Source organism: Tateyamaria rhodophyticola, from assembly GCF_047777875.1.
GTDB lineage: Bacteria > Pseudomonadota > Alphaproteobacteria > Rhodobacterales > Rhodobacteraceae > Tateyamaria.
In genome coordinates this window covers 334,565-360,172 of record NZ_CP180519.1, presented here as the reverse complement: position 1 = coordinate 360,172, position 25,608 = coordinate 334,565, and the positions used below count along the sequence as shown (strand labels likewise).

25 protein-coding genes are annotated in these 25,608 nt (G+C 63.3%); 19 read left to right on the top strand and 6 right to left on the bottom strand.

Annotated features, from left to right (window positions below):
* Positions 1-22 precede the first annotated feature (22 nt).
* Positions 23-790, top strand: a complete 768-nt coding sequence (locus ACERHN_RS03090; protein WP_415921182.1) for an EcsC family protein — start codon at positions 23-25, stop codon at positions 788-790.
* On the opposite strand, the gene modC is transcribed toward ACERHN_RS03090, so the two are convergent.
* From modC to modA, 3 genes are read right to left on the bottom strand one after another with little or no spacing between them, the layout of a single operon-like run.
* On the bottom strand, positions 753-1,841 hold the full coding sequence (gene modC, locus ACERHN_RS03085) for a molybdenum ABC transporter ATP-binding protein (protein ID WP_415921181.1): 1,089 nt from the start codon (positions 1,839-1,841) through the stop codon (positions 753-755). The genes ACERHN_RS03090 and modC overlap by 38 nt on opposite strands.
* A complete protein-coding gene (gene modB / locus ACERHN_RS03080) occupies positions 1,838-2,530 on the bottom strand; it encodes a molybdate ABC transporter permease subunit (RefSeq protein ID WP_415921180.1) in 693 nt (230 codons plus the stop codon). Before modB ends, modC begins: the two co-directional genes overlap by 4 nt.
* Positions 2,527-3,264, bottom strand: coding sequence for a molybdate ABC transporter substrate-binding protein (gene modA, locus ACERHN_RS03075; protein ID WP_415921179.1), 738 nt, complete (start codon positions 3,262-3,264; stop codon positions 2,527-2,529). The genes modB and modA overlap by 4 nt, the downstream gene beginning before the upstream one ends.
* A 174-nt stretch (positions 3,265-3,438) precedes the next feature.
* Here modA and ACERHN_RS03070 point away from each other — a divergent pair, with 174 nt between their 5' ends.
* From ACERHN_RS03070 to ACERHN_RS03055, 4 genes are all read left to right on the top strand, one after another.
* Entirely contained in the window at positions 3,439-3,900 is a 462-nt protein-coding gene (locus tag ACERHN_RS03070) for an NUDIX hydrolase (RefSeq protein ID WP_415921178.1), read from the top strand.
* A 55-nt stretch (positions 3,901-3,955) separates the two neighbouring features.
* Complete coding sequence (locus ACERHN_RS03065; protein WP_415921177.1) at positions 3,956-4,384, top strand: DUF1178 family protein; 429 nt, start codon at positions 3,956-3,958, stop codon at positions 4,382-4,384.
* 5 nt (positions 4,385-4,389) lie between these two features.
* On the top strand, positions 4,390-5,034 hold the full coding sequence (locus ACERHN_RS03060) for an SDR family NAD(P)-dependent oxidoreductase (RefSeq protein WP_415921176.1): 645 nt from the start codon (positions 4,390-4,392) through the stop codon (positions 5,032-5,034).
* 172 nt (positions 5,035-5,206) lie between these two features.
* The gene (locus ACERHN_RS03055) at positions 5,207-6,442 is read left to right on the top strand and encodes an aspartate kinase (RefSeq protein WP_415921175.1); all 1,236 of its coding nucleotides are present in this window, start codon (positions 5,207-5,209) and stop codon (positions 6,440-6,442) included.
* Between the two features lie 152 nt (positions 6,443-6,594).
* On the opposite strand, the gene ACERHN_RS03050 is transcribed toward ACERHN_RS03055, so the two are convergent.
* Entirely contained in the window at positions 6,595-6,915 is a 321-nt protein-coding gene (locus tag ACERHN_RS03050) for a hypothetical protein (RefSeq protein ID WP_415921174.1), read from the bottom strand.
* Between ACERHN_RS03050 and ACERHN_RS03045 the strand changes: the two genes are divergently transcribed.
* The 3 genes from ACERHN_RS03045 to ptsP all read left to right on the top strand — a co-directional run bounded on the left by ACERHN_RS03045 (position 6,899) and on the right by ptsP (position 10,367).
* Complete coding sequence (locus ACERHN_RS03045) at positions 6,899-7,177, top strand: hypothetical protein (RefSeq protein WP_415921173.1); 279 nt, start codon at positions 6,899-6,901, stop codon at positions 7,175-7,177. The genes ACERHN_RS03050 and ACERHN_RS03045 overlap by 17 nt on opposite strands.
* A gap of 711 nt (positions 7,178-7,888) precedes the next feature.
* Entirely contained in the window at positions 7,889-8,050 is a 162-nt protein-coding gene (locus tag ACERHN_RS03040; RefSeq protein ID WP_415921172.1) for a hypothetical protein, read from the top strand.
* A gap of 73 nt (positions 8,051-8,123) precedes the next feature.
* A complete protein-coding gene (ptsP, locus tag ACERHN_RS03035) occupies positions 8,124-10,367 on the top strand; it encodes a phosphoenolpyruvate--protein phosphotransferase (protein WP_415921171.1) in 2,244 nt (747 codons plus the stop codon).
* Between the two features lie 401 nt (positions 10,368-10,768).
* On the opposite strand, the gene ACERHN_RS03030 is transcribed toward ptsP, so the two are convergent.
* Positions 10,769-11,830, bottom strand: a complete 1,062-nt coding sequence (locus tag ACERHN_RS03030; RefSeq protein ID WP_415921170.1) for an ABC transporter ATP-binding protein — start codon at positions 11,828-11,830, stop codon at positions 10,769-10,771.
* Between the two features lie 16 nt (positions 11,831-11,846).
* The gene (locus ACERHN_RS03025) at positions 11,847-12,635 is read right to left on the bottom strand and encodes an IclR family transcriptional regulator (RefSeq protein WP_415921169.1); all 789 of its coding nucleotides are present in this window, start codon (positions 12,633-12,635) and stop codon (positions 11,847-11,849) included.
* A 225-nt stretch (positions 12,636-12,860) separates the two neighbouring features.
* Here ACERHN_RS03025 and ACERHN_RS03020 point away from each other — a divergent pair, with 225 nt between their 5' ends.
* The 11 genes from ACERHN_RS03020 (at position 12,861) to ACERHN_RS02970 (ending at position 25,583) form a co-directional block, all read left to right on the top strand.
* Positions 12,861-14,093 carry an ABC transporter substrate-binding protein gene (locus tag ACERHN_RS03020; RefSeq protein WP_415921168.1) on the top strand — a complete coding sequence of 411 codons (1,233 nt, stop codon included), beginning with the start codon at positions 12,861-12,863 and terminating at the stop codon, positions 14,091-14,093.
* A gap of 129 nt (positions 14,094-14,222) precedes the next feature.
* Entirely contained in the window at positions 14,223-15,218 is a 996-nt protein-coding gene (locus ACERHN_RS03015; RefSeq protein WP_415921167.1) for a carbohydrate ABC transporter permease, read from the top strand.
* A gap of 1 nt (position 15,219) precedes the next feature.
* Positions 15,220-16,068, top strand: coding sequence for a carbohydrate ABC transporter permease (locus tag ACERHN_RS03010; RefSeq protein ID WP_415921166.1), 849 nt, complete (start codon positions 15,220-15,222; stop codon positions 16,066-16,068).
* Complete coding sequence (locus ACERHN_RS03005) at positions 16,065-18,149, top strand: alpha-galactosidase (protein WP_415921165.1); 2,085 nt, start codon at positions 16,065-16,067, stop codon at positions 18,147-18,149. Before ACERHN_RS03010 ends, ACERHN_RS03005 begins: the two co-directional genes overlap by 4 nt.
* Before the next feature lie 21 nt (positions 18,150-18,170).
* Entirely contained in the window at positions 18,171-18,941 is a 771-nt protein-coding gene (locus ACERHN_RS03000) for an SDR family NAD(P)-dependent oxidoreductase (protein WP_415921164.1), read from the top strand.
* Complete coding sequence (locus tag ACERHN_RS02995) at positions 18,941-19,825, top strand: 2-dehydro-3-deoxygalactonokinase (protein WP_415921163.1); 885 nt, start codon at positions 18,941-18,943, stop codon at positions 19,823-19,825. Before ACERHN_RS03000 ends, ACERHN_RS02995 begins: the two co-directional genes overlap by 1 nt.
* Positions 19,822-20,424: a 2-dehydro-3-deoxy-6-phosphogalactonate aldolase gene (locus tag ACERHN_RS02990; protein WP_415921162.1), complete on the top strand. Its 603-nt coding sequence runs from the start codon at positions 19,822-19,824 to the stop codon at positions 20,422-20,424. The genes ACERHN_RS02995 and ACERHN_RS02990 overlap by 4 nt, the downstream gene beginning before the upstream one ends.
* Complete coding sequence (locus ACERHN_RS02985) at positions 20,424-21,254, top strand: SMP-30/gluconolactonase/LRE family protein (RefSeq protein ID WP_415921161.1); 831 nt, start codon at positions 20,424-20,426, stop codon at positions 21,252-21,254. Before ACERHN_RS02990 ends, ACERHN_RS02985 begins: the two co-directional genes overlap by 1 nt.
* Positions 21,251-23,170, top strand: coding sequence for a beta-galactosidase (locus ACERHN_RS02980; RefSeq protein WP_415921160.1), 1,920 nt, complete (start codon positions 21,251-21,253; stop codon positions 23,168-23,170). Before ACERHN_RS02985 ends, ACERHN_RS02980 begins: the two co-directional genes overlap by 4 nt.
* Before the next feature lie 150 nt (positions 23,171-23,320).
* Positions 23,321-24,382: a LacI family DNA-binding transcriptional regulator gene (locus tag ACERHN_RS02975; protein ID WP_415921159.1), complete on the top strand. Its 1,062-nt coding sequence runs from the start codon at positions 23,321-23,323 to the stop codon at positions 24,380-24,382.
* Positions 24,383-24,494: 112 nt separating this feature from the next.
* Positions 24,495-25,583 (top strand): ABC transporter ATP-binding protein, encoded by a 1,089-nt coding sequence (locus ACERHN_RS02970; RefSeq protein ID WP_415921158.1) that lies wholly within the window; start codon positions 24,495-24,497, stop codon positions 25,581-25,583.
* The last annotated feature ends 25 nt before the right edge of the window (positions 25,584-25,608 follow it).

Below are 25,608 nucleotides of genomic sequence, written 5' to 3'. Positions count from 1 at the left end.
AGCCCGCGCCCATTTTGAGGGCATGACAGAGATCATCCTGCCCCCGCTTGCCATGGATCCAGATACCGAAATCCTGCGGTTGGCGCAGCGCCATGACGCGGCGGGCGGATTTGGCATTCAGCTTTTGAACATCCTCGGGGCGCAGGTTGACGGGTTGATCGACCGGCTCCCGCGGGATGTGCAGGATCAGCTGGGCCAAGCTACGCAAATGGCGCTCGTGCAGGCGCTGTCCGTGGCCAGCCGGTCACGGGATCTGGTGCCGGATCAGGCGCCGTGGATGAACCGTGTGGTCAGCTCGGCCATGGGGGCTGCGGGCGGGTTCGGCGGTCTGCCTACGGCGCTGGCAGAGCTGCCGCTGACCACGGCGATGCTGTTGCGGGTGATCGAAGGGGTTGCGGTGGAACACGGGTTCGATCCCAAGGCAGACTCGGTCCGGTTCGACTGTGTGCAGGTGTTTTCGGCGGCGGGTCCGCTGGCCCATGATGATGGGGCGGATTTCGGGTTCATGTCGGCGCGCACGGCCCTGTCTGGGGCCGCGTTGCAGGCGTTGATCACCCGTGTCGCCCCGCGACTGGCCGCCGCCATGGGGCAAAAGCTGGCGGCACAGACGGTGCCGGTGCTGGGCGCTGCGGCGGGGGCGGCCACGAACTATGCCTATGTGAATTACTACACCGACATTGCCCATGTGCATTTCGGTTTGCGCCGTTTGGCGATCGAGGCGGATATTCCGCCGGACGAGGCGGTGGAGCGCCTCAGGTCTGCGCTGTCTGTGCCCCGGAAATCGCGGTAGGGGCAACCGACGACGCCTTGAGCACGGCAAAGACGCTTTGCCCTTCTTCGAGCGACATCTGACCGAGGGCGCGGGCCGTGATCCGGGCCAGCAATATGTCCTCGCCCGCGCGCAGGCGGATCGCCACGCCGGGGCCATCGCCGCGGAAAATGGTGTCGATCGTCACAGGCAGGATATTGAGCGCGCTCAACCCTTCGGGCCGCGTGCGCGACAGCATCACATCCTGCGCCAGCACCCGCAGCCGGATGCGCGCACCGGTGCGCGCCAACACCCCCATCAGGTGCAGATCGCCCGCCGATGTGGACAGGCGGGTCAGCCCGTCCGCCTCCTGTGCCATCACGGTGGCGGGCAGGATCGCACCGGCCTCTCGCACACCAAAAAGCGGAATCAGCGTCGGATCGGCTAACACCGTGTCGACCGGGCCATGGGCGCGCACGCGGCCTGCGTCCAGCACGACGATCTCGTCCGCGATACGCGCCACCTCGTCGAGCGCGTGGCTGACATAGAGGATGGGCACGCGGCTCTCGGCCTTGAGCCGTTCGAGATAGGGCAGGATTTCGGCCTTGCGCGGGGCGTCGAGGGCGGCCAGCGGTTCGTCCATCAGCAAAAGCTGCGGATCGCTGAGAAGGGCGCGGCCCAGAGCGACCCTCTGTTTCTGGCCCCCGGAGAGCGTGGCGGGCGCGCGGTCCAACAGGTCGCCAAGGCCCAGAAGGTCGATGATCTGTGCCCGGTCCGCGCCGCGCGCGCCAAATCGTGTGGCATAGTCGAGATTTTGCGCCACGCTCAGATGCGGAAACAGGCGTGCGTCCTGAAACACATACCCGATGCGGCGTTTGTGCGGCGGCACGTGGGTGCTGGCTGCGTCGAACACCGTGTCATTCAGGCGGATCGTGCTTTTGTCCGCGCGCATCAAGCCCGCGACGGCATTGACCACCGTTGTCTTGCCCGCGCCCGACCGGCCAAAGAGGGCGGTCACGCCCGGTCCCGCATCGAACGCCGCGTCGAGGGTGAAGCCGTCAAACCGGTGGTGCAAGGTGACGTGCAGGCTCATGACGTCCCCGCAATCCGCGCCGCGACACGCCGCGCCAGCCATTCCGAAAGGGCGACCGCCCCAAGTGCGATGACACAGGCCCACAGGACCAGAATGGCCGCCGCACTTTCACCACCTGGCACCTGCAGCAGGGCATAGATGGCGGAGGGCAGCGTCTGGGTCTCGCCGGGGATGTTGGCGACAAAGGTGATCGTGGCGCCGAATTCGCCGATGGCCTTGGCAAAGCCCATGACGGCCCCGGCCAATATGCCCGGCAGGATCAGGGGCAGGGTGACGGTGCGAAACATGGCCCATCCCGGCGCGCCCAATGTGCGGGCGGCTGCTTCGAGCTTTGGGTCCACCGCTTCGATGGCGAGACGGATGGCGCGCACCATCAAGGGGAACGCCATGACAAGTGCGGCAAGTGCTGCGCCAGTCCAGCGGAAGGCAAGCACGAGGCCAAAGGTCTGTTCCAGAAATTGCCCCACAGGCCCCGTGCGCCCAAAGGTCAGCAGCAGCAGGTAGCCCGTGACGACCGGCGGCAGTACCAGCGGCAGGTGCACCAGCGCGTTGAGCACGCCCTTGCCCCGAAACGACCCGCGCGCCAGCAGCCACGCGACCCACGTGGCCAGCGGCACGCCAAGCAGTGTGGCGGTGACACCAACCAGCAGCGACAGCCGCAGCGCGTCCCAACCGGCGGGATCCATCATCGCGGCAGGTCCGTGAACCCGGCGGCGACAAACTGGTCCGCGTGCTTGGCCAGATGCGCGACAAAGGCCGCGCCCTGCGGCGTGATGGCCGCCGCCGGATAGCGGATGGGCGGATGCGCGTCCGCAGGCACGGTATAGAGAACGCGCACCGCCGCGCTGGCGGCAGCGTCACTGGCATAGACGATGCCAAGGGGCGCTTCGCCCCGGGCGACGAGTGCCAGGGCCGCGCGCACATTCTCCGTTTCGGCAAGATGCGGTGCGAGCGCGTCCCAAAGGCCGGCATTTCGCATCCAGGCGGCGGCATAGAGGCCTGCGGGCACGGCGCGGTGCTGGCCCATGGCCAGACGGCTGTCGCCAAGACGTGTCCGAAGGGCAGGGGCGGTGAGGTCAGGCAAGGGGGCGGCGTCCGACGGGCCGATGATGACCAAACGGTTCGAAATGATGTCAACCGGATCGCCCGCGAGGGCGCCGCGGTCCCGCAGCCAGCGCATCCAGTCGGGGCTGGCCAGCATGATGACGTCTGCGGGTGCGCCCAGATCAATCTGGCGCGCGATGGTGCCGGAGCCTGCGTAACTGATCGTGGCACCGCCGGGCCAGGTGTCCGCGACGCGGTCCAGAGGCCCTTGCAGGCTGGCGGCGGCAAAGACGCGGACCGGCTCCGCCGCCCCTGCGATGGTCGTTGCCATCCAGAGCGCCAGTGCGGCCAAGCCGTTGATCCAGAGAAGCCTTTTCATCGCGCAACGGTACGGTGATCGGGCCTTGAGGCTCAAGCCGGAAAGACGCCACATCTTGGCACAAATGCATCATGTGTTGTGCCGATCCTGTTGGGAATACACAGGAAACTGGTAATTTTGGGCCATATCGCCTAAGTTGAAGAAGAATAACGGAGATGGATTGTGACCGCCCCGATGATCAAGCAATTGCCGCTGACCTATGGCAAGGCGCAGAAATCTGACGTTCGGACGCAGTTTGCGGCGCTGTGCTACCGCATCAAGGCGAACAAGGTTCAGGTGCTTTTGATCACGTCGCGCCGGTCTGGTCGGTGGATCCTGCCCAAGGGATGGCCGATTGACGGCAAGACACCGTCGGAGAGTGCGGCGCAGGAGGCTTGGGAAGAGGCCGGCGTTGTGGGTCATGCGGAACAGCGGCCTTTGGGTCTTTATGCCTATACCAAGATCACGGGGCCCGAGGACGGGTTGCCCTGCGTGGCGATGGTCTATCCGGTGCGTGTGAAGGCGCTGAAGAAAGATTTTCCCGAGGCGGGCCAGCGCAAACGGAAATGGGTCAGCCGCAAGAAAGCCGCCGCCATGGTCGGAGAGCCCGAGTTGGCGCGGATCCTGCGCGACTTTGACCCCAGGGCGTGGCACTGAGCCGCGCGATTTGTCCGATTGCCATTTGCGCGGGCGTGCTTATCTTCGTCGGGTAATGATCAAATACGCTTTGAAATGTGAAAAGGGCCATGGGTTCGAAAGCTGGTTTGCCAGCGCGTCGGCCTATGACAGTTTGCGTGCGGCGGGACATGTGACCTGCGCGGCGTGTGGATCTGCCCAAGTGTCAAAGGCGCTGATGGCCCCGCCGGTCAAGACGGCGCGCAAGGCAGCGGACGCCGCCCCGGCAGAGGCGCCGCAGGCGGATGACGCATCCGCAGCGCTCGCCCGGATGCGCGAAGAGGTCGAGGCCAATGCCACCTATGTCGGTGGCAATTTCGCCAAGGAAGCGCGGGCGCAGTATCTGGGCGATCAACCGGATCGCCCGATCTATGGCGAGGCCAAGCCCGAAGAGGCAAAGTCCCTGATCGAGGACGGGGTGCCGGTGGCCCCCCTGCCGTTCATTCCCACACGAAAAGCGAACTGAACATCATGCATATTGTTATCACGGGTGCCACGCGTGGCATCGGCGCGGGGCTGGCCGAGCATTACCGCGGGGCAGGCCACGATGTGACCGGCACGGGGCGGTCTGCGGGGGCGCAAATGACGCTGGACGTCACGCAGCCTGCGGATCACAGCGCCATGGCCAAGGCGCTTGAGGGCCGTGCGGTGGATATGCTGGTGTGCAATGCGGGCGTTTACATGGACAAGGGCGAAGACCTTGAGACCGGCTATGCGCCGGATCTGTGGTCGCAGACCTTTGCGGCGAATGTGACGGGTGTGTTCCTGACGGTGCAGAGCCTGCTGCCGAGCCTGCGGCTGAGTGCGGCACCGAAAGTGGCGATCATCTCGTCCCAGATGGGGTCGAGCACGCAGGCAAAGGGCACATCGCTGATCTACCGTGTGTCCAAAGCCGCGGCGCTGAACCTCGGCTTGAACCTGTCGGCGGCGCTGCGTCCCGAAGGCATTGCGGTGGGGATTTATCACCCTGGCTGGGTGCGCACGGATATGGGCGGTGCCGAGGCGGCCATATCGACGGACGAGTCGGTGGCCGGTCTGGTTGCGCGGTTCGATGCGCTGGGCCTTGAGACGTCGGGTTGTTTCGAGACATGGGACGGGCGCGTGCACCCGCTGTGACGTGATCCGGTTGCCGCTGCGCGACGCCATCTTTCAGGGGGCGCTGCCCCCGGGCCGCTGGCCCTCCCCCGTGGTATTTCCGGCCAGAAGAAACACGGGGTTGGGAGCGGCTTGCACTTGGGCGAGGGGCCTTGTAGAGGCGGGTGGCGCTTTTTCCCTGAGGCTTTGATCCATGCCCGTTCTTGTCATGAAATTCGGCGGTACGTCCGTTGCCACGCTTGATCGCATTCGGCGGGCGGCCAAACGGGTGGGTGTTGAGGTGGCCAAGGGCTATGACGTGATCGTGATCGTGTCGGCCATGTCGGGCAAGACCAATGAGCTGGTGGGGTGGGTGAACGAAACCTCGCCGCTGTATGATGCGCGGGAATATGATGCGGTTGTGTCGTCGGGTGAGAATGTCACGGCGGGGCTGATGGCGCTGACCCTGCAGGAGATGGACGTGCCGGCGCGCAGCTGGCAGGGTTGGCAGGTGCCGCTGCGGACCACGTCGGCGCATTCGGCGGCGCGGATCGAGGAGATCCCCACAGACAATATCAGCGCCAAGTTTGCCGAAGGCATGAAGGTTGCGGTTGTCGCGGGCTTTCAGGGCGTCAGCCCCGAGGGGCGCATCACCACGCTGGGCCGGGGCGGCAGCGACACTACGGCGGTGGCCTTTGCCGCCGCGTTCGAGGCGGAGCGCTGCGATATCTATACGGACGTGGATGGGGTTTACACCACCGACCCGCGGGTGAGCCCGAAGGCGCGCAAACTGGACCGGATCGCCTTTGAGGAGATGCTGGAGCTGGCGTCACTGGGCGCGAAGGTGTTGCAGACCCGCTCGGTCGAGCTGGCGATGCGCTATTCGGTGCGCTTGCGGGTGTTGTCGAGTTTCGAGGAACAATCGGATGATGCGGGCACGTTGGTGTGCGCCGAGGAGGATGTCGTGGAAAGCAAAGTGGTTGCCGGTGTCGCCTATAGCCGGGATGAGGCGAAGATGACGCTTGTGAGCGTGGCGGACCGTCCCGGAATTGCGGCGACGATTTTCAGCGCGCTGAGTGATGCGGGCGTGAATGTCGATATGATCGTGCAGAACATCTCGGAAGAGGGGCGCACGGACATGACCTTTTCCTGCCCCACCGATCAGGTGGCGCGCGCCGAGGCGGCGATGGCGGAGGCCAATGGCACCATCATCAACTTTGCCGAGCTGATTGCCGACACGGACGTGGCCAAGGTCAGCGTCGTGGGCATCGGCATGCGCAGCCACACCGGTGTGGCGGCCAAGATGTTCCAGTGCCTGAGCGCCGAAGGGATCAACATCAAGGTGATCACCACGTCCGAGATCAAGATCAGCGTGCTGATTGATCGCAAATACATGGAGCTGGCCGTGCAGGCGCTGCATGATGCGTTTGATCTGGACAAGGCCGCCTGAAGCGCGTGCCTTTGCCTTGCTGCTGAAAAGAACAGCGTGAGATGGTTGCCGGACGTCTCATGGCGCCGGAGCCGTTTTCAGGGCGCGTTGGCACAGGGGTGTGGCCGGCGATCTGCACGGGAGCGTCGCCGTTGCGGTCGGTCGGACAGTCATCACTTCCGCCCGGCGGGCGGCTGATCCATGATGAGAACCGGGTCGGGAAGGATTGCGCGTAGACGACGCGTTTTCTGCACCGTGCGATCCCGGACAGGTCGGAGCAGGCGGACTTGCAGTTGGTCCTTGAGATCCGGGACCTCCAACACGCGGTGGAGCTGGGCGCAGCCGACCTGAATGCACGGATTTTTGAGCGCATGGCGGTCTTCGAGCGCATTGCCACCTTGCAGTTCAAGGCGGCGATGCTTTCGCGTGTCGGGTGCGGGACCTTTGTCCGAACCTTTGTCGTTGAAGGAAGGGGGCGTGGTCGGTGCGGTCATTGGCGGCTTGCGGGGACAGGACAAAGTCGTGCAATGCGCCGGTTGGGACCAGAACTCGGGGCCGCCTGCGGATCCGAACGCGGTCCGTGCGATGCTGGCGCATCACGGCGTGGGCGCGCCAGAGCCGCATGACATCCCCGGTGGCGCATCGCAGCAGTATTGTCACGCAGGGGCAGGGCACGCCGGTAAAAAGCCTGCGCAAAATGCGCAGGAAGGCGAGCGCCTGTGCCAAATCGGGGGCGACGACCCGCTGGTCATGTGAAGCTGCGACACTGATGGCGTCTCTCCTACTTGTGTGGCCAGCAGTAACGAGAATGATGGCGTTGGCATGTCTCATTGGCGCGTCGGTGCGGTGGATAGGTCGTGGTCAGACAGCCCGTGCGTACGGTCAATGATGTGGGTGGCGCTGTTCAGCGCTTTGGTTCGGCGTGGCGACGGTTTGTGCGAGCGCGCAAGTGTTCATGGTGATGACCTGCGATCGCCTTGTCAGCGCGCCGTGGCGCTGCGTGTGTATTGGTTGAACAGGAGGCCGTGTCACGGGGACCGGCCGCATGCGGACTGTGCTCAAGATGCTCAGTCACGCAGGGAAAACAGGTGCTTAGGCGGGGAATATCCGGGTGATGGATGACTTCTGCAGGAAATTGGCGGGGCCCGACGCTCTGTTGCCGATCAATCTGTTTGTGCAAGCGGAAGACCAGGCGGTTGTGCATTTTGCGCCAGAGAAAAATGCCGTCGTCGGGCGTTCATGCATCCGGGCCGGGGTCGGGCGGTATCGGCATTGGTGGGCCGGAGGCGGGGCCGTTGGGGCTCAGGTCGCGAGACGTCGGAGCCAGCGATTGAAGCCGATCCAACGTCAATCCATTCATATGCGTATGGTGGCCGACATTACCTGGGCCGACGCCATCAAAGAGGTCGTTCCAGCGAAAAATCGTTTGTTGGATTGCCTGTCGACGCCTGCTCGACGGGCCGGCCTATGTTACGTCAGAACGACGACGCGGACACGCATTCAGAGGTGGAACATATGGTGCTGCGCCGCTATCCCGATCATGTGCCCCTCACCGAAGTGCCGGGGTCCGAGTTTGAGCAGCGCTTTGCCGAAGATACGCGCATTGCGACGGGCGATATCGGCGGTTAGGCGTGATTTCGTTTCCCTTGATCCGTGCATATGGTAGCGCAGGGGCACAACGCATGGCGAGAAGCAGGCCAGAATGGCAGAAAGCCTTGAAACAGAAAGTCGCAAGCTGCTGGGGCGCTTGCGGGACACGATGGCCGGGGATGACCCCGGGCAGGCGCGTCTGGACAAGATCACCCATCTGATCGCGGACAGTATCGGGTCCGAGGTCTGCTCGATCTATCTGTTTCGGGATGAGGACACTTTGGAGCTGTGTGCGACCGAAGGATTGAACCCGGACGCCGTGCACCAGACCCGGATGCGTCTGGGCGAGGGTCTGGTGGGGCGTGTGGCGCGCAGACGGCAGGTCGTGAACACCGCCGATGCGCCCAGTGCGCGCGGGTTCCGGTTCATGCCGGAAACCGGCGAAGAGGTGTATTCCAGCTTCCTCGGGGTGCCGATCCAGCGTCTGGGCGAGAGCCTTGGCGTACTGGTGGTGCAGTCGAAGGAGGCGCGCGAGTTTTCCTCCGACGAGGTCTATGCGCTCGAAGTGGTGGCCATGGTGCTGGCCGAGATGACAGAGCTGGGCGCCTTTGTGGGCGATGCGGGCGGCATGGGCGCGCGGCACAGCCAACCCGCGATGCTGCGTGGCACGGTGGCACAGGAAGGCGTGGCCGAGGGCCATATCTGGCTGCACGAACCGCGCGTCGTCGTCACCCATCCCATTGCGGATGATCCGCACCGTGAACTGGAGCGCCTGACCGAAGCTGTCGAGGAATTGCGCGTCGGCGTGGACAAGATGCTTGACCTCGCATCCGACAAGGAACAGCAGGAAGTGCTCGAAGCCTACCGGATGTTCGCCAATTCCAAGGGCTGGATGCGGCGTATGCAGGAGGACATCAGCCGCGGTCTGAGCGCCGAGGCGGCGGTGGAAAAGGAACAATCGCTGGCCCGTGCGCGCATGGGTCAATCCACGGACAATTACCTGCGCGAACGGTTGAGCGATCTGGATGACCTGTCGAACCGTCTTTTGCGCATCCTGACGGGGCAGGGGTCCGATACGGGCGCCGAAATGCCCGCCGACCCGATCCTCGTGGCCCGCAATATCGGTCCGGCGGAGCTGCTGGATTACGGGCGTTCGCTGCGGGGGATCATCCTCGAGGCGGGGTCCGTGGGCAGCCACGCCGCCATCGTGGCGCGGGCGCTGGCGATCCCGCTGATCGTCCATGCAGACCGGGCGACGCTTGAGGCGCTGAATGGGGATCACGTGCTGGTCGATGGCGAACAGGGGATCGTGCACCTGCGGCCCGATGACACTGTTGTGGCGGCCTTCCGGGACAAGATGGCGATGCAGGCGGCAGCGGCCGAACGCTATGCTTCGATCCGGGACAAACCGGCCAAGACGACCTGTGGCCACGTGGTGGATCTGCATATGAACGCAGGCCTGATGGCGGATTTGCCATCGCTCGAAGGGTCGGGCGCCGAAGGGGTGGGCCTGTTCCGCACGGAATTGCAGTTCCTTGTGCGCAACCAAATGCCGCGCCGGTCTGAATTGTCGGCGCTTTATGCGCGGGTGCTGGACGCGGCGGGCGGCAAAAAGGTGGTGTTCCGCACGCTCGATATCGGGTCGGACAAGGTGCTGCCTTACATGAAGCCCAATGACGAGCCGAACCCGGCGCTTGGCTGGCGCGCGATCCGCGTGGGCCTCGACAAGCCGGGCGTGATGCGCATGCAGTTGCAGGCGCTGGTCCGGGCGGCGAACGGGCGTCCGCTGACGGTGATGTTTCCGTTCATCGCGCAATACGAGGAATATACGCTGGCGCGCGCCGAGATGGACAAGGCGATGGACCGCGAGCGCAAACTGGGCCACGTGCTGCCCGAACGGATCGAGGTGGGGGCGATGCTGGAAACGCCCAGCCTCGCCTTTGCGCCGCACAAATTCTTTGAAGAGGTCGGGTTCCTGTCCATTGGCGGCAACGACCTGAAACAGTTCTTCTTTGCGGCGGACCGGGAGAATGAGCGGGTGCGGCGGCGTTACGATACGCTGAACGTGTCGTTCCTGAGCTTTATCGAGCGGATTGTGGAGCGGTGCGAGGCGACGGGCACGCCACTGAGTTTCTGTGGTGAGGATGCCGGACGTCCCGTGGAGGCCTTGTGTTTTGCGGCGATCGGGCTGCGGGCATTGTCGATGCGGCCGGCGTCGATTGGGCCGGTGAAGTCGCTTTTGCGGCGCTCCAACCTTGATGAGGTGCGCAAGGTGATCGCGGATGCGCGGCACCGGGGCGACATGAATGTGCGCCCTGCGATCATGGAATACCTGCGGATGCAGGGCGGAAACTGACGCCTTTCCAAAGCACTATACGGCGAAAATCATGTACGCGCGCGCTCTGGCCCGGTTGGTGGTCGGATGATCGGTGTTTTGACACTGAGGGCGACGAGAGAGCAGTGGTTTGGGCGGGGTCTGTCGGTTTTTTTGCTTTTTCCAACGCGTTATGCAGCTGTGGATAACCTGTGGATATAAATTTCTGGGAATAAGTCAGCTTGTTTTGAAGTGATATAAGTGGGTGACTTATCCAAAGACTGAACAGAGATATTGCAATTCTTTGATGTGTGAGGGAAAGCATCCCCAAGGTCGAAAAAACTTTTCCACACCACATCCGACCACCGTGTGAGCAAAAGAAAAGCCCGCACAAAGGCGGGCTTTCACAGCTGCTTAAAAACACGCGGACGCAGAGGCGTATGTCAGCGCAGGCGCGCTTCGGTCTCGGCGTCGAAGAACATCACATTCGCGTCGTCAAAGGTGACCTGCACCTCGGTGCCCTCGTCCATGGCCATATCCCCCTTGGTCTCGATGATCAGCCGTTCTCCGGTGGGCGCGGTGAGATAGTCGTAGGCCACGCCGCCCAGACGTTCGCGGATATCGAGGGTCAGTGGTGAAGCGGTCGCCTCAAGGTCCATGTCCTGCGGGCGGATGCCCACGAGGACCTGCGTGCCGTCGGCGGGCAGGGCGACAGAGGTGGCAATCGACCGGTCCGCAAGGGCGGGCACCGTGACGTTGCCGCCCGAAACCACACCGCGCAAAAAGTTCATGGCGGGCGAGCCGATGAACCCGGCGACGAACTTGTTGTCCGGATCCTTGTAAAGATCCATCGGGCTGCCGACCTGTTCGATGTGACCGGCGCGCAGCACCACGATCTTGTCGGCCAGCGTCATCGCCTCGACCTGATCGTGGGTCACATAGATCATCGTGGTGCCCAGTTCCTTGTGCAGGCGCGCAATCTCCACCCGCATGTCCACGCGCAATTCCGCGTCGAGGTTGGACAGCGGTTCGTCAAAAAGGAACACCTCCGGCCCGCGCACAATCGAACGGCCAATCGCCACACGCTGACGCTGACCCCCCGAAAGGGCGGCGGGCTTGCGTTGCAGGTAGTCGTCCAGCTTGAGGATCTTGGAGGCGCCGTCGACCTTGCGCTTGATCTCGGCCTTGTCGACGCCGTTCATCTTGAGCCCGAAGCCCATGTTCTCCTCAACCGTCATATGCGGATAAAGGGCGTAGGTCTGGAACACCATCGCGACACCGCGCGCGGCGGGGTCCATATGCGTGACGTCGCGGCTGCCGATGTGGATCTGGCCGTCTGAGGTTTCTTCCAACCCTGCGATCATCCGCAGCAACGTGGATTTGCCGCAGCCCGACGGGCCGACAAAGACGCAGAATTCGCCGTCCTCGATGGTCAGGTCCACGCCGTGGATCACCTGCGTCGCGCCATAGCGTTTGATCGCCTTGTTGAGTGTCACGCCGGTCATGTCTCTCCCCCTTGGTTCATTGGCTTGGAAACTGCCAGTTGGCAGCGGCCACGGCGATGTCACGCGCGGTGGCCTTGAGATGCGGGGCAAGCTCGGACAGATCGTCGAGCGTTTTCCGCGATGTGGATGTGGTGACGCTGAGCGCGCCGATGGCGCGCCCCAGGTCCGACAGAATCGGTGCCGCGACACAGATAATGCCCGGTTCATGCTCTTCCCGGTCATAGGCCACGCCGTCGGCGCGGATGTCCTGCAACTCGGTCCGCAGCGATTCGGCGCAGGTGTGGGTGTGTGCGGTGTGGGCAAACCACGCCTGCTGCGCCAATGCCGTCTCAAGCGGGTCTTCGGCCAGATGCGCCAGCATCGCCTTGCCCACGCCGGTGCAATAGCCGGGGCCGACCTTGCCCGCCTGGCTGAACATCTCGATCGGGTCGGTGGCGTTGCGCTTGTCGACATAGAGCACCTGCCCGCCGTCCAGTTGCGCGAGGTGCACGGTTTCGCCCAGCGTCTGGCTGAGCGTGTCGATATGAGGCCGTGCGATGGGCGCGAGCGAGCTTTGCCGCCATGCCGCGTGGGCCAGTCGCACAAGGCGCAAACCGGGTGCATAGGTCTGCCGGTCCACGTCGTAGCGCAGCATGCCGAGATGGGTCAGGTTCTGCACCAGACGGTACAGCGTCGCCTTGGGGTGCGATGACAGCGCCAGCAGTTCGGAGAACCGCACAGGCCGCTCCTGTGCCGCGACAAGATCGAGCACATCCAACGCTTTACCAATCGTTCCCTCGCCAGAGCGGGGGGCGGCGCTGTTCATCGTTTCTCCTCCCTCCGGGACCGGTCGATTCCCGCCCTTCGGTGGGATAAACCTGTTGACCTGTGCCCCGCGTGGCCCCTACAGTTCCAATAGTTGGAATTCGGTTTCACTATGTGGAACATCCACAAAGCAGGAACCGAAGTCAAAAGAAATCTGACTTTTCGTGGTCGGCGGGATGAGACAAGCTCTGGCCACGGAACCATAAGGAACCAACGGGAGGAAACCATGTTCCTGAATTTGAAAACCGCTGTGGCGGCCATTGCGCTGTCGGCTGTTGCGGGCACCGCGTTTGCGCGCGATCTGGTCATCAACTTTGACGACCTGAACCCCGGCCCCAAAAAGGGCTTTGAAGATGCTGTTGAGCTCTTCAAGTCGGAAAACCCCGACATCAACGTGATCGTCAACATCAACGACCGCGAAGCGCACAAGACGGCGATTCGCAACTTCCTGACCGCTGACGCGCCTGACGTGACAAGCTGGTACCCCGGCAACCGCATGGCGCCCTTCGTCGATGCGGGTCTGTTCCAGCCCGTCGATGACGTGTGGGAAGAAAACGGCTTTAACGAAGATCTGGCGGCCATCAAGGCAACCATGAGCCGTGACGGCAAGATCTGGGGTGTGCCTTACAGCTACTACCAGTGGGGCATTTACTACCGCAAAGACATCTTCGACCTGCTCGAACTGGAAGAGTTCGCGACGTGGGACGACATGCTGGCCGGTTGTGCCAAGATGAAAGAGAACGGCGTGACGCCTTTCACCATCGGGACCAAGTTCCTTTGGACGGCTGCGGGCGTGTTCGACTACATCAACCTGCGCACCAACGGCTATGACGTGCACAACGCCCTGACCGCCGGTGAGATCAAGTACACCGATCCGCGCATCAAGGCGACGTTCGAGAACTGGGAAACGCTGATCAACGAGTGTGGCTTTGTCGACAACCACGCCTCGATGAGCTGGCAGGACGCGATTGCGCCTTTCGCCAACGGTGACGCGGCGATGTACGTGATGGGCAACTTCTCCGTGGACGGCTACAAGAATGCTGGCCTGACCGAGGACCAGATCGACTTCATGCCGTTCCCGGTCATCGACCCGGCAATTGCACCGGCCGAAGAAGCGCCTGCAGACGCGTTCTTTATCCCTGCGAACGCGAAGAACGTCGAAGATGCCAAGAAATTCCTGGCCTTCGTTGCGCGTCCCGATGTGCAAACGCAGTGGAACAAGACCATCGGTCAGCTGCCGATCAACTCCAAGGCGGACATCTCGGATGACAAGTTCATCCAGGAAGGCTTTGCCCTGCTGAACAGCGCCACCGGTCTGGCCCAGTTCTTTGACCGTGACGCCCCTGCGGCCATGGCCAAGGCAGGCATGGAAGGCTTCCAGGAGTTCATGCTGGACACGTCCAAAATGGACGCGGTTCTTGAGCGCCTCGATACCGTTCAGGAAGAAGTCTACAACTAATCGACTTTGGGGGGCGGGCAGCGATGTCCGCCCCTTCATGTCCTTCTGCAAGGCCGATTTGTCCGGCTTTTCAAAAGGGTATGAGCGCCGCGTCCGGCGCACCCCGATCCCAGAGAGGAGCGCCCCCGCATGGCTGACGCATCAATGCACCAAGCGCAATCGGCACCCGAACCGGGTTGGTTCGCGCGCAACAAGCTGGCCATTGCGCCGTGGATTTTCCTGATCCCCGCGCTGATCTTTTTTGCGATCTACGTGGTCATCCCGATCTTTCAGTCGCTCTGGCTCAGCCTGTACGAGTGGAACGGTCTTTACGATGTGGACGGCAATTCGACGGCGACATGGGTGGGCGTCGAAAACTATATCAAATTGTGGGACGATCCGAATTTCTGGACGTCGCTGCGCAACAACATCGCGTGGCTGATCCTCTATATGCTGGCGGTGCCCTTGGGCCTGTTCATTGCGCTGTTCCTGAACCAGACGGTTCCGGGTATGCGGTTCTACAAGTCTATGTTTTTCTTCCCTTTTGTGATCTCGCAAGTGGTTGTGGGCCTGATCTTTGGCTGGTTCTACAACCCCGATTTCGGGGTCGTCGGCACGGTGTGGAAGGCGCTGTTCTGCGAGGAAACGACAAACATCCTCGGCAACGTGACCTTCAACTGTTCGCGCCCGGCCCCTGACATCCTGTCGAGCCCGGAATGGGCGACATATGGCATCATCGCCGCCGGCCTGTGGCCGCAAATCGCGTATTGCATGATCCTCTATCTCACCGGTCTCAACAACGTGGCCGCGGATCAGATCGAGGCCGCGCGGCTCGACGGCGCAAAGGGGTGGAAAATGCTGTGGTACGTGGTTGTGCCGCAACTGAAACCTGCCACGTTCATCGCCGTTGTTGTGACCGTGATCGGCGCGCTGCGGTCCTTTGACATGATCGCGATCATGACCCAAGGGGGCCCGTTCGGCTCCACCAACGTGTTGTCGCATTACATGTTCGAGGTCGCGATTTCGGAGTTTGGCGAACGCTATGGCTATGGCTCTGCCGTGGCGACGGTTCTGTTCGGCATCATGCTGTTTTTCATCAGCTATTTCCTGTGGCGGATGTACCAAGACGAGAAGGGGGGGCGGTAAGATGTTTCCGAAACCTATTGAAAAATCCGGCCCCGTCGCCAAGACCGCGTATCAGGCGTTCCTGCCTGTCGCGCTGATCCTGTGGCTGCTGCCGCTCTTGGCGATCCTGCTGACGTCGATCCGGTCGGCGGCGGACATCAACTCGGGCAATATCTTTGGCTGGCCGAGCGAATTTGCCATTGTCGACAACTACACGGCCGTGTTCACACAATCGGCGGCGGCGCAGTATATGCTGAATTCCGTGCTGATCACGGTGCCGACGGTCATCATCTCTGTGGCTTTGGCCTGCCTCGCGGGCTATGCGCTTGCGATCTACAAATTCCGGGTCGCACTGCCGCTGTTTTTCCTGTTTGTGGCGGGCAATTTCATTCCGTTCCAGATCCTGATGGTGCCCGTGCGCGACATGTCGGTGCAGACGGGTCTTTATGACACCATTGCGGGCCAGTTCCTGTTCCATGCGGCGTTCCAGACGGGGTTCTGCACCCTGTTTATGCGTAACTTTATCAAGGCGTTGCCCTTCGATCTGATCGAAAGTGCGCGGATCGAGGGGATCGCGGAATGGAAGATCTTCTGGTACGTCGTGCTGCCGCTTGTGCGGCCTGCGATTGCGGCGCTTGCGGTGCTGATCTTTACCTTTGTCTGGAATGACTTCTTCTGGGCCAACGTTCTGACCCAAGGCGAAAGCGCCAAGCCGATCACGGCGGGTGTGCGCGCGCTTAATGGTCAGTTCGTGAACAACTGGCATCTGGTGTCGGCGGCGTCCCTGCTGGCCGCGATCCCGCCGGTTGTCTGCTTCTTCCTGATGCAGCGCCACTTTATTGCCGGTCTCACGCTGGGGGCTGTGAAGTGATCAGATGCTGGCGGCTCGATGACGGGCGCCAGACACTTGTTCTCGGCTCTGACCGAGGGCGTCTGGCTGAGGTAATTTACTGGGGTCCACGACTTCCGGATGAGGAAGACCTGACCACGCTTTATGAGGCGTATACGCTGGATGTGACGGGCGGGATGCTGGATGCGAACCCCGAACTCAGCATCTGTCCCGAGGCCACGCGGTCCTTTCCCGGTCAGCCCGGGTTGATCATCCGCCACGGGGACGGCACGCCGTTTCTGCCCAAGTTCTGCCTGGAACAGGCGGATCTGGGAGACGGTGTGCTGGTCCTGACTTACATGGATCAGGACCGTCAGTTGACCTATCGCGCGCGGTTCGCGCTCGATCCCGACACACATATCATCGAGGCCAGCGCGGAGGTGGAATCGGATCAACCGATGCACCTGCACTGGCTCAGCGCGCCGGTGTTTCCCGCGCCACAGCTCAGCGATGAGATGATTGATTTTGCGGGCCGCTGGTGTGGTGAGTTCCAGATGAACCGCACGCCCTGGTCCCCCGGTATCCGTTACCGCGAAAACCGCACGGGCCGCACCGGGCACGAACATTTTCCGGGCCTTGTCGTGCCGGTCCGGGGGGCGTCCAACGCGTCCGGTCATGCCTATGCGTTTCATTACGGCTGGTCGGGCGGGCACCGGATGGTGGCCGAAGAGCTGCCCGACGGGCGCCGTCAGATCCAGTTTGGCCACGCCGCCCGCGTCGAGAGCAGCGCGCAGAAATCCTTTGCCACCGGCAAGCTTTATGCCGTGTTTTCCGATGATGGGCTGAATGGCTGCGCCGTCGCCTTCCAGAGACATCTGCGCGACCGCATCGTCACCTTTCCGCGCCCCGATGCGCCGCGCCCGGTGCATTACAACTGCTGGGAAGCGGTCTATTTCGACCACAACCTTGATGAGCTCAAGGACATCGCCACCCGTGCCGCCGACCTTGGGGCCGAGCGGTTCGTGCTGGATGACGGGTGGTTCGGCAACCGCGATGACGACACGCAGGCGCTCAGCGATTGGGAGGTCGATCCGCGCAAATACCCCGACGGGCTGACGCCGCTGATTGATCACGTCAAATCGACCGGCATGTCCTTTGGCATCTGGTTCGAGCCAGAGATGATCAACCAGAACTCCGACATCTTCCGCGCCCATCCCGATTGGGCCCTGGGCGGTGAGGATCAGATTATGGGCCGCCAGCAGATGGCGCTGAACATGGCCTTGCCTGCCGTGCAATCCTTCCTGTTCGAACGGATCAGCGACATCCTCAGCCGTCACGACATCGAATACATCAAGTGGGACCACAACCGCGTGCTGCCCATGCCCGATGCGGCGCAGACGCGCGGGTCCTATGCGCTTCTGGACCGGTTGCGGGCGCGGTTTCCGCATGTCGAAATCGAAAGCTGCGCGTCGGGCGGCGGGCGCATCGACTTTGGCATCATGGAACGGTGTCAGCGCGTCTGGCTGAGCGACAGCAATGACGCCACCGAACGGCTGCGCATTCAGCACAATGCGTCGATCTTTTTGCCGATGGCCGTGACGGGCAGCCATGTGGGACCGCGCACCTGTCACACGTCGGGACGCACGCTGGACATCCGGTTCCGCGCCTGGGTCGCGGCGCAGCGGCATATGGGGTTCGAGATGGACCCGCGCGAGCTGACGGATGACGAGGCAGAGGTGCTGCGCGATGTCACCGGCTGGTGGCGGCACAACCGTGACTGGATGTACGGGGCGGATATCCTGCGTCTCGACAGCGCGGACCCATCCGTCATCGCGGAACAGCATCTGGAACAGGGCGGGGGACAGTTTGTCGTTTTTGCCGGCAAAGAGGCCACAAGCGACCAGATTGCCCCGCGCCCCTTGCGCCTGACCCGCCTCAGCCCGGAGGCCAAGTACCGGGTGGAACTGGTGAACCGCGCCGACGCGAGCCATTTGTCGCGGGGGCAAAACGCGCTCAAGACCGGGCCCATCGTGGCGAGTGGCGCGTATCTGATGTATCATGGCATTACGCTGCCATGGAGCTTTCCCGAACGGATGTGGGTCGTCAAAGGCGATCTGGCCTGAGGCCCAAACGAGAGAACTGCGATGAAAGACACAGCCACATTCCACGACCTGTCCGGTGCTTCGGTGTTCATCACGGGGGGCGGTTCGGGCATTGGCGCATCCCTGACGGACGGGTTTCTGGAACAGGGGGCCAAGGTGGCCTTTGTGGGCCGCTCCGATGCGACCGCCTTTGCCGATGAGATGGAGGCCAAGCACGGGCAGCGTCCGCTGTTCATGCAGTGTGATATCACCGATACTGATCGTCTGCGCGCCTGCGTGGCGGAGGCGTCCGAGGCCCACGGGCCGGTGACGGTTCTGGTCAACAACGCCGCCAACGATCAACGCCACCCGACGCTGGAGGTCGACAGTGACTTCTGGGACTGGATGATCGCGATCAACCAAAAGGCCTATTTCTTTGCCTGTCAGGCGGTGATCCCCGGCATGCAGGCGGCAGGCGGCGGGTCGATCATCAATTTCTCGTCCATCAGCTATATGATGGGCAACGCAGGCTATCCGATCTATTCGGCGGCCAATGCGGCGATCACGGCCATGTCGCACAGCATCGCGCGCGAGTTTGGGCCGGACAAGATCCGGGTCAACGCGCTCGCCCCCGGTTGGATCCTGACGCAAAAGCAGCTGGACAAATGGGCGACGCCCGAAGGGCTGGCGGCGCATCTCGAACGCCAATGCCTCAAGGAACATCTGGAACCGCGCGACGTGGTCGGGACGACCCTGTTTCTGGCGTCCGATGTCAGCCGCATGATGACCGGTCAGGCGCTGGTCATCGATGGCGGCGTGGTGGTGCCCTGCTGATGGCGGATGTGGCGTGGATCGCGTTGGATTGGGGCACGTCGCATCTGCGCGCATGGCTGATGGCGCGGGACGGCGCCGTTCTGGAACTTCGGTCATCCGCGGACGGTATGGGCACGCTGGAGCGTGACGGGTTTGAACCGGCGCTGCGGGCGCTGGTGGGCGATGCGTTGCCCGCCCCGGTTCTGGCCTGTGGCATGGTCGGCGCGCGTCAGGGCTGGACTGAGGCGCCCTATGCCAGCGTGCCGTGCGCGCCGCCCACGATCCATGACGCGGTTGCAGTGCCGGGGTTCGACGCCCGCATCCTGCCCGGTGTCAAACAGAACAGCCCCGCAGACGTGATGCGCGGCGAGGAAACGCAGATCGCAGGGTTCATCGCGTGCAATCCCGGGTTCGACGGGGTGGTCTGCCTGCCCGGGACGCACACGAAATGGGCGCATATCAGCGCGGGCGAGATTGTGAGCTTTCGCACGGCCATGACGGGCGAGATGTTTGCGCTGTTGTCCGGTCAGTCGGTGCTGCGCCATTCGGTTGGGCAGGGATGGGATGATGCGGCCTTTGCCGCCGGGGTGGATCAAACTCTGTCACGTCCCGAAAGCCTTGCCGCATCGCTGTTTTCCCTGCGGGCCGAGGGGCTGCTGGCGGGACTGTCCGGTGATGCGGCGCGGGCGCGCCTGTCGGGCTTGCTGATCGGGGCCGAGCTGGCCGCGATGCGCCCCTACTGGCTGGGGCAGGCGGTGGCGCTGGTGGGGGCACCCGTGCTGTCCGCAGCATACGCCGCCGCATTGGGCGCGCAGGGTGTGCCGACGCAGACGGCCGATGCCGAAGACATGACGCTGGCCGGGCTCAGCGCCGCCTATGCGCAATTGCAAGGAGAGGCCGCATGAGCCGAGAGATTATCGCGATCCTGCGCGGGATCACCCCCGCAGAGGCCGTGCCGGTGGCCGATGCGCTGGTGGATGCGGGTATCACGCGGATCGAAGTGCCGCTGAACTCGCCCGATCCCTTTGACAGTATTGGCAAAATGCTGGACGCGCATGGGCAGTCGGCGATGATTGGTGCGGGCACGGTTCTGGACGTGGGCGCGGTCGAACGGTTGCACAAGATGGGCGCACATATGGTCGTGTCGCCCGACGCCAACCCGGAGGTGATCGCCGCCACCAAGGCCGCCGGAATGCACAGTTTTCCGGGCGTCATGACCCCGACCGAATGCTTTGCCGCGTTGCGGGCGGGGGCGGACGGGCTCAAGCTGTTTCCGGCGTCGCATCTGGGTGTGTCGGGTCTCAAGGCCATTGGCGCGGTCCTGCCCACGGGCACGAAAACCTATGCCGTGGGCGGTGTGGTTGCGGCGGATTTCGGCACTTGGCTGGCGGCCGGGATCACCGGGTTCGGCATCGGCTCTGCGCTCTACAAACCGGGCCTGTCCGTGGCCGATATCGCCTCTCGCGCTGCCGATATGGTGGCGGCGTATGACGCGGCGGCCTGATGGACGTTTTCAGTGACGTATTGTGCGCGCTTGGGGAAGGGCCGCTCTGGCATCCAAAGCGCAAGCAACTGTTCTGGTTCGATATTCTGGGCAAGCGCCTGTTTTCCAAAGGGGCGAACAATGCAGGCGGCGGCTGGCAGTTCGATGAATATGTCTCGGCGGCGGGATGGATCGATCACGACACGCTGTTGATGGCGTCCGAAACAGGGCTGTGGCGCTATACGATTGGCACGGTCGAGCGTGAGTTGGTTGTGCCGCTGGAGGCGGACAATCCCGCGACGCGGTCAAATGATGGGCGCGCGGACCCGCAGGGCGGGTTCTGGATTGGCACGATGGGGATCAATGCGGAACCCGGTGCCGGTGCGATTTATCGCTACCATCGCGGCACGCTGCGGCAGCTTTTTGACGGGATCACCATATCGAACGCGATCTGCTTTGCACCGGATGGGCGCACGGCCTATTTCACCGACACCGCGACGCAAATCATTCAGCGCGTGGCTCTCGATGATGACGGCTGGCCTGCGGAGGCGCCGCAGGTGTTCATTGATCTGCGCGACGACGACTTGAACCCCGACGGTGCCGTGGTCGATGCCACCGGCAATCTGTGGAACGCGCAATGGGGGGCGGGACAGGTGGCCTGTTACAGCCCTGACGGCAGGTTGTTGCGCCGTCTGCCCGTGCCCGCATCCCAACCGACATGCCCGGCCTTTGCCGGGACGACATTGTATGTGACCACGGCGGCCAAGGGCTGCACCGCGCCGGAGGCCGGGTTTACCTTTGCGGCAGAGGTCGGCGTCGTCGGTCAGGCAGAACATCAGGTGATCCTATGAAACGAACCCTGGGGGTGTGTTATTACCCCGAGCATTGGCCCGAGGACATGTGGGCCGAAGATGCTGCGCGTATGGCGGCCCTTGGCCTGACATGGGTGCGGATCGGCGAATTTGCGTGGAAACGGATGGAGCCGGAAGAGGGCCGGTACGACTGGGGCTGGCTCGACCGGGCGATTGCGACCTTGGGTGCCGCGGGTCTGCACGTGGTGCTGGGCACGCCGACGGCCACGCCCCCGGCCTGGGTCGTGGCCAAGCACCCGGACATGTTCGCGGTGGATGCAGAGGGCCGTCCGCGCGGGTACGGCTCGCGCCGCCACTACTGCTTTTCGCATGCCGGATATCTGGAGGAATGCCGCCGGATCGTTCAGGCGATGGCCGAACGCTATGGACCGAACGGCCATGTGGCGGCGTGGCAGACGGACAATGAATATGGCTGTCACGACACGATTCTGAGTTACTCCGATGCGGCGCGTGACGCGTTTCGCGGCTGGCTCCGCGCGCAGTTTCCGGGGCAGGGCAACGACGGCGACATCGACGCGCTGAACGCGACGTGGGGCAATGTGTTCTGGTCGATGGACTATGACAGCTTTGATCAGATCGGCCTGCCGAACCTGACCGTCACCGAACCGAACCCCGCCCATGTGCACGCCTTCCGCCGGTTTGCGTCGGATCAGGTCGTTGCCTTCAACCGGGCACAGGTCGAGATCATCCGCGCCCATACGGACGCGCCCATCGCGCATAATTACATGGGTCGGATCACGGATTTCGACCACTTTGCGGTCGGCGCTGACCTCGATATTGCGTCATGGGACAGCTATCCGCTCGGCTTTCTGGAGGACCGGGTGGGGGCAACGCCCGCACATCAGCGCGCGTATGCGCGTCAGGGCGATCCGGATTTTCAGGCGTTTCACCATGATCTCTACCGCGCCGTGGGCAAGGACGGTCGTTGGTGGATCATGGAACAGCAGCCCGGCCCGGTGAACTGGGCCCCCTACAACCCGTCGCCCTTGCCGGGGATGGTGCGCCTCTGGACTTGGGAGGCGTTTGCCCACGGGGCCGAGGCGGTGTGTTATTTCCGCTGGCGTCAGGCGCCCTTTGCGCAGGAGCAGATGCATGCCGGGCTTTTGCGCCCCGACAGCGCGCCCGCCGAGGCATTTGCCGAAGCCGAGGCGGTCGCCGCAGAAATGCTGGCGGCCCCGGAGTTGACACCGGCGCAAGCGCCGGTCGCGCTGATCTTTGACTATGCTGCGGATGCGGCATGGGCGGTGCAGCCGCACGGGGCGGGCCTGAGCTATTTCGGGCTAGTGTTTGACTGGTACCGGGCCTTGCGCAAGCTGGGCCTGTCGGTGGATATCCTGCCGCCGTCGACACGGGAATTTGACGGATACGCATTGGTGCTCGCGCCGGGCATGATGCACATGCCGGACGATCTCAAGACCGCGCTGAACACCGCAGACGGTCAGGTGATCATTGGCCCGCGCACCGGCGCGCGGGACGCAGATTTCAACATCCCCACACCGCTGCCCCCGGCGTGGCCGGGCAGTGACCTGACCGTGTCGCGTGTGCAGTCCATGCGGCCCGACATGCCGATCACGCTGGCGCGCGTGGGGACCATCCACAGCTATTTTGAACAGATCGAGAGCGGCGGGCCGGTGTTGATGGAAACGACGGACGGCGCGCCGGTTGCCGCGTCCTGCGGTGCGCGGGTGACTTATATGGCGGCGTGGGGCGATGACGCGGCGCATATGGCGCTGATCCGCGCGCTGGTGCCGGATCTGCCAGTTTTCGTCATGCCCGAAGGTGTGCGGCGGCGTGAGACGGGGACGGAGGTGTTCTGGTTCAACTACGGCGCGGAGGCTGCGCAGGTGGAGGGCCAAACCCTTGATCCCGCTGGCGTTTTGCGCAGGCTGAAATAGACCGGCTCGTTTGTGGCGCAGACGCGCGGCTCCGCGGACAGTCGGGCGAACGCCGCTGCGTGTCGCGCTCGGCAGGTTGCCGGTGTCACACCATGGTGTCCCGCGCCCTGACCAAGCGCTCTTGCGAGAGGGACGTCGCCAAGGGTATGTGTGACCGGTACCAATGTGAGGGTGAACCGCGTGCCGGACCCGGACCGCAGCAAAGCAACAGTGACCATGCGCGACGTGGCCCGCGCGGCAGGTGTGTCGCGCATGACGGTGTCGCGGGCGCTTAAAAAAGACAGCCCCGTATCGGTCGAAACCCGCGAACGCATCCTCAAGGTCGTGCGGGACATGAACTATGTCCCTGATCAGATGGCGGGCAGTCTGACCACGAAACGGTCAGGCTTTGTGGCCGTTCTCGTGCCGTCGCTGAACAACCTGCACTTTGCCGAGACCGTGCAGGCGCTGACCGAAGAGCTTGAGTTGGTGGGCCAGCAGATCCTGCTGGGCCACACCGACTATTCCGCCGAACGCGAAGAACAGCTGGTTGAGGCGATGCTGCGCCGTCGTCCGGAGGCGATTGTGCTGTCCTATGACGGGCATTCGGACCGCACCGTGCATCTGTTGTCAGAGGCGTCGGTGCCGGTGATCGAGCTGTGGGAGCGGCCCGAGGAACCGATTGGCCACACGATCGGCTTTTCCAACCGCGACGCGGCGGCAGAGATGACGCGGGTTTTGCTGGACCAGGGATATCGCAACCTCGTGTTCCTGTGCGAGGACGGCGATGACTGGACCCGGGGGGCCGCGCGGCGCGCCGGGTTCCGTGAGGCGATGGAGCAAGCGGGCCTGCGCGGGGACCGCGTCCTGCCCGTGGGCAAGCCGCCGATGAGCATCGAGGACGGCGCGGCGGCCCTTGGTCCGCTTCTGGACCGCTACCCGGATGTGGATTGCATTTTCTGCGTCTCGGATGCGGCGGCGTTCGGCGTGCAATCCGCGCTCAAATCGCGCGGCGTGTCCGTGCCGGATCAGATGGGCGTGGCGGGGTTCGGTAATTTCGAAGTGTCGCGTTTTGCATCGCCATCGATCTCGACCGTGGTGGTCGATTCGAAGCGAATCGGGCGCGAGGCAGGCCGTTTGATCGGCCAATTGCTGGACCAGGATACGCCATCCGGTGATGCGGTGCGCATCAACATTGACCCCGCACCCACGCTGCGATCCAGCACCAAGTAACCGAATCCACGGCATTTTTTGCGCCGTTCCGCTCGTCGCATGCGATTTAGAAACTCCTTGTGTTACCGGTCACAATGCGCAAATGTGACCGGTAACAAACGGGAGGTGGGACATGCCGGTAATCCGATTGGATCGGCTCGTGAAGCGGTATGGCGCTGTCGAAGTGCTGCACGGCATCGAGCTGGAAATGGCCGATAACGAGTTTACGGTGCTCGTCGGACCATCGGGTTGCGGCAAGTCGACGACCCTGCGGATGATCGCCGGGCTTGAGGATGTGTCGGACGGCGAAATCTATGTCGACGACCAACCCGTCAGCCACCTTGAACCCAAGGACCGCAACCTCGCGATGGTGTTTCAGGACTATGCGCTGTACCCGCATATGAACGTCGCACAGAACATCTCGTTCGCGCTGCGGCTGGCCAAACGGCCCAAGGCCGAAGTGGACGCCAAGGTGCGCGAAGTGGCTGGTCTGGTGGGGCTGACGGAGTTTCTGGACCGCAAGCCGGGTGCCCTGTCGGGTGGGCAACGTCAGCGGGTCGCGATGGCCCGCGCGCTGGCCAAGGACAGCGGCATTTTCCTTTTTGACGAACCGTTGTCGAACCTCGATGCAAAGCTGCGCGGACAGATGCGGGCCGAACTGGCGCTGATGTCGCAACGCGTTGAAAAGAATATGATTTACGTCACTCACGATCAGATCGAGGCGATGACGCTCGCCGACCGGATCGTGGTGATGAATGGCGGCTATATCCAGCAGCAGGGCACACCCGAAGAGCTGTTCAAGCGGCCCGCGAACAAGTTTGTGGCCGGGTTCCTCGGCATGCCGCCGATGAATTTCCTGCAAGGTGACATCACCGAAGAGGGCGGGGCAGCATTCGTGGCGGGCGACGGGTTCAAGCTGCGCCTGCCCGAGGAAAAGGCCGCCGCCGCCAAGGCACATGGCGCGCGCGCCGTGACGCTGGGCTTGCGCCCCTCGGATCTCAGCTTTGCCGAAGACGCACCCGATGATGCCGCGCTGAAACTGCATGTGCAGGTGTCGGAATACGTGGGCGCGCAATCCGTTCTGCTGTGCCAGTGCGGCGCCAGCAATGTGACGGTCGAGATGAATTCCGAGACGCCCATGGCGCTTGGTGAAACGCTGACATTTGCGGCCAATTCCGGCCGCATCCACCTGTTCGACCGCCAGACCGAGGCGGCCATCTGAACGACGACAAAAGCAATGGGAGGAA